The organism is Pseudomonas sp. (genome assembly GCF_040514055.1).
Classification (GTDB): domain Bacteria; phylum Pseudomonadota; class Gammaproteobacteria; order Pseudomonadales; family Pseudomonadaceae; genus Aquipseudomonas.
Window position 1 is genome coordinate 1 of sequence record NZ_JBEVDL010000007.1, and the last position, 4,155, is coordinate 4,155.

At 64.5% G+C, this 4,155-nt stretch carries 4 protein-coding genes; all 4 read right to left on the reverse strand.

The genetic code is table 11. From position 1 onward, the window contains the following. Nucleotides 1-731, reverse strand: a 731-nt coding sequence (locus ABWY06_RS02115; RefSeq protein ID WP_353923912.1) for a FecCD family ABC transporter permease, incomplete at its 3' end; no start/stop codon positions are given. Then, nucleotides 728-1,648 (reverse strand): ABC transporter substrate-binding protein, encoded by a 921-nt coding sequence (locus ABWY06_RS02120; RefSeq protein ID WP_138965262.1) that lies wholly within the window; start codon nucleotides 1,646-1,648, stop codon nucleotides 728-730. The genes ABWY06_RS02115 and ABWY06_RS02120, both read right to left, overlap by 4 nt. Then, nucleotides 1,641-3,488, reverse strand: coding sequence for an IucA/IucC family protein (locus tag ABWY06_RS02125; protein ID WP_353923913.1), 1,848 nt, complete (start codon nucleotides 3,486-3,488; stop codon nucleotides 1,641-1,643). The genes ABWY06_RS02120 and ABWY06_RS02125 overlap by 8 nt, the downstream gene beginning before the upstream one ends. A 4-nt stretch (nucleotides 3,489-3,492) precedes the next feature. After that, the coding region (locus ABWY06_RS02130) for an HpcH/HpaI aldolase family protein (protein WP_353923914.1) at nucleotides 3,493-4,155 on the reverse strand (663 nt) is incomplete at its 5' end.

A 4,155-nucleotide genomic window follows, 5' to 3' on the forward strand; every position in this document is an offset into this window, starting at 1 on the left:
GCCAGACAGATCACCAGCACGCTCATCAGCAGCCGGATCAGCCCGGTACGCTGCCCGAGCCCGGTGGCAATCTCTTCCCCGGCGTTCAGTACGTTGAGCTGCCCGCCCAGCAACAGCGCCCCCGACAAGCCAAGCACCGCGCACAGCAACAAGGGTGCGGCGGTCGACAGGCTGCGTTCGGTCAAGGAACCGGCCATCCAGAACAGCACCGTGTCCAGGCCATCCTGGTTCACCACCAGTAACGCCTGGCTGAAGGCGGAAAACAGCGCGGCCATCGCCGCCCCCGCCAGCACGATGCGCAGCGGACTGAGACTGCCCTGCCCCATGTTGCCGATCAACCACACCAGGCACCCCGCCACGGCCGCGCCCAGAAAGGCACACCACAGCCAGGCATCCGGCGAGGCCAGGGAGAAGATCGAGGAAAACAGGATGATGAAAAAAGTCGCACCGGCATTGATCCCGAACAGGCCGGGGGACGCCAGCGGATTACGCGTCAGGGCCTGCATCAGGGCGCCCGCGACCGCCAGGCTGGCGCCGACGGAAATCGCCATCAGGGTCCGCGACAGGCGCGTGGTGGTGACCAGCACATGATCGATACTCAGCGGGTCGGGGTGGACAAACGCCGCGGCAATCTGCGGCAGCGGAATCCAGGTGGCACCGACCGCCAGGCTCAACACGCAGCACAACAGCAATACGACCCCGGCGCAGCACAGCTTTGCACCAGGACTCATGAGGCCACCTGCGCGGCGGCCACGCGGGCCACGTCGTCGAGCATCAGGTTCGCCCCCAGCATGCCGCCCGACAGGCTCCAGGCGATGCCATCGACCTGCCACACCTGGCCTTGCTGCGGCGCACGCATCTGCTGCCACAGCGGGTGTTGCACCAGGCTCTGGTAGTTGCGTTGCACCGCCGCGTTCTGCGCCCGCAGAAACACGAAAAAGATGTCGGCATTCACCACCGCAAGGCTCTCCTTGCTGGTGAGCTTGATCGACACCCCGCTCGCCTCCCGGCTGCTGTCACTCCAGTTGAAGCCCAGTTCGCTGAGCACGGAACCGGGGAAGCTGGCCGGCAGGTAGCTGCGGATATGGTCTTCGCGGATATCCAGGATCGACACCGTCGGCGGCCAGCGGCCGGCAAAGGTCTGCTGCAATTGCTGACGCAGTTGCGCCACACGCTGCTGCCAACGGTTGAGAATGTCATCGGCCTGCTGTTGCCGCTGCAATGCAGCGCCCATCAGGGCCAGGGTCTTTTTGAATTCAAACACTTCCTCCAGCATCAGCACCGGGGCGATCTGCCGGAGCAAGGGCGCGATGCGTTCATGGCGAAAGCGCGAGGCCACGATCAGGTCCGGCTTGAGCAGCGCGATGTCCTCGAGGCTGGGCTGGGTTTCCAGCCCGACATGGGGCACGGCGCCCAAGGCTTCGCGCAAATAGCGATAGGTCGGTTTTTCGCTCCAGGAATCCACCACGCCACAGGGCGTCACGCCCAACACCACGGCGCAGTCGGTGGCACCCTGAAACAGGGTGATCACCCGCAACGGCGCGGCGCCGGTGTCGGCCCACGCCGGCGCGCAACACCTGAGGGCCAGCGCCCCCAGGGACAGGCGCAGCAGCGTGCGCCTGGAAGGATGATGTCGCGGTTCAGGCATCGTGATCGAGCCTGTGGAACGGGTTGACCACCTGGCCTTTGCCAAACGGCATGCTGCCAGGGCCGCCCGCCCGTTCGATCATCGGGGTCAGCAGCAATTTCTGCGGCCAGTGTGGCGCTTCGAACAACTGGTGCTTGATCATGGTTCGCGCCTCGGCATCAAACTCGATGGTGTCGATCAGCTCGTTGAGTTCCTCGCCCATTGCTTTCCACAACCGGGTCGGCGGCAAGGCGTAAACCTCAGCCAGCGTATCGATAATGGCGCGGAGGTTGACCTGAATACCCAGGGTCTGCAACCAGAACAGCAAGTCTTCGGGACGATCGTGGTACAGCGTGTTGGCGTGGCCCTTCTTCAGCCGGTAGGCCGGGTCGGCCAGGCCGTTGCGTTCCAGCCACGGCACGTAGATGCGCAGCGAATCGTGATCGCGCAACAGCAGGCCCTGGGCGAAGCCGGCCTTCCACACCAGCACCGCGTTCTGCCCGTGGATTTCCCCGAGCATGCCGATGCGCAACATCCGCAGGTTGATGTCGAAGAAGCTGTGGCACAGCTCGCGGAACAGGGTCATCACTGACGCGGCGCTGGCCGGCAGTTGGCGGTAGGTCATCCAGTCATCGAAAAAGTGCTGGTTGCTGCCGGGCAGTGGCGTTCCGAGCGCCGCCATGGGCACCAGGCGAGTGTCCGGGTCTGCCAGCAGCGCTGGGGGATAGCCACGGACCATGGCCGAGAGGTGGCGCGGCGCCTCGTCGAACAGTGTCGCGTCCGGCGGCATGAACGCCCACCACTTGGTTTCATCGCACAGGTGCAGGGACTCTTGCAGGGTTTCGTCCTTGGCCAGCGCCTGGCGCAGCAAGGCTTCACTCAGGCCGCCGTTGATCATCTTCACCGCGGGCAGGTAACGCGAGGCGCCGAGGGAATAGATTGCCATCGGCAACTTGAGGTAGTCGGCACTGTTGAAGCACGGGGTCATCGAGCGCAACGACGAGGTGGCGAAGAAGTCACCGTCGGTGAAGTCCAGTCGCTGGCAGTCGCCGCGGGCAAACGCGTCGCCGAGCTGCGCTTGCAGCGCATGCTCGAACTGCCATGGGTGCACCGGCAGCGCCACATGGCTCCCGACAATGCCCCGCTGTTGCAGCTCTTGCTGCAGGTCGGCCTGCAACAGCGGCGGCAACAGGTACTGGGCGGGGTAATTCTGCGCCAGGTCCGTCACCCCGTCGCCGCACTGCAGCAAGGTGCGATCGACCGCCACCCAATGCAACGCCACCGGGCGCGCGAACTCGGCCTGGTACTGTTGATATTCCGTCTCGCTCAACCCCTGCTTGGCCTTGGCCAGCGGGTGATAAGGACGATCTCGCAGCGATGCCCACTGCTCCATGGTCAGGAAGAAATCCGCGTTGTTTTTTTCCAGCAAGCGCGCGCTGTCGACCCCATGGCTCAGGGACAACTCGGTTTGCCGCACGCTGGTGCGCAGCACATCGAGGAACAGCGCAAAGCCCTTTTCATTGTCCGGGTAGCGATCGGTCATCCCGGCCAGCACCTGGGTGGTGAAGGCCTCGGGCGACAGCTCGGTCAGCTGCTCATCCCGTCGGGTCCATACCGGCGTGCCCGGTACTTTTTCCCATTGCTGGGTAATGCCGGGACGCAGGGCAATGACGATGCAGCCCTGGGACTCGCAGGGCCATTCCCAGATCCGTTGCCCGGCGCTCAACCCGGTAAAAGGCTGATCGGCCGCAGCCGAGGGCGCCACCAGGTTCAGCGGCTCGGTGCCGAAAAAATGTTCGGCCAGCAAGCAGTCGACCAGATCCTGCATCACTTTGTCGGCGGCCATTGCGGTGAAATTCATCCGATTATTTTCCTTCTGCTGAAGTGGCGGCCAATCTGGCCTGGAGAGCACGAAAAGCGATGCCACGCTCGTCACCCAAAACAAAACTGTTTACCCCGCGGGCCAACCAACGTTGGTGATCGCCCGGCTGGCGCGGAATCGCGCAATACGGCACACCGGCGGCACTGGCGGCCTGCCAGCTGGCGAGCAGCGCCTGCTGCACCTCGGGCCGGTCGATCTGCCAGGGCGTGCCCAGCGATTGCGACAAGTCGGCAGCGCCCTCGAGGATCATGTCCAGGCCAGGCACCGCGGCAATCTCGGCCGCCCGGCGCACGCCTTCGGCACTTTCGATCATCGCCACCACCATGATTTGCTCGTTGGCCAGCCCGATGTAGTCGGCCAGGCTGTGTTTGCCAAAGGCCCCGGGGCGCCCGGCGTTCAGGCTGCGAGTGCCCTGGGGGTGGTACTTGCAGGCCCGAATGCTGTCGGCCAGGGACTCGGCGCTTTCGATCATCGGCAACACGATGCCCTGGGCGCCGCCATCGAGCAGGCGCAGCAAGGTTTTCGGGTTGAGGTCCGCCACCCGCACCAGGGGTGTCAGCGCGTAGCTCTCGGCGGTGCGGATCATGTTCTCCACGGTTTCCGGATTGATCAGCACGTGCTCCATGTCGATGATCACGAAATCGAA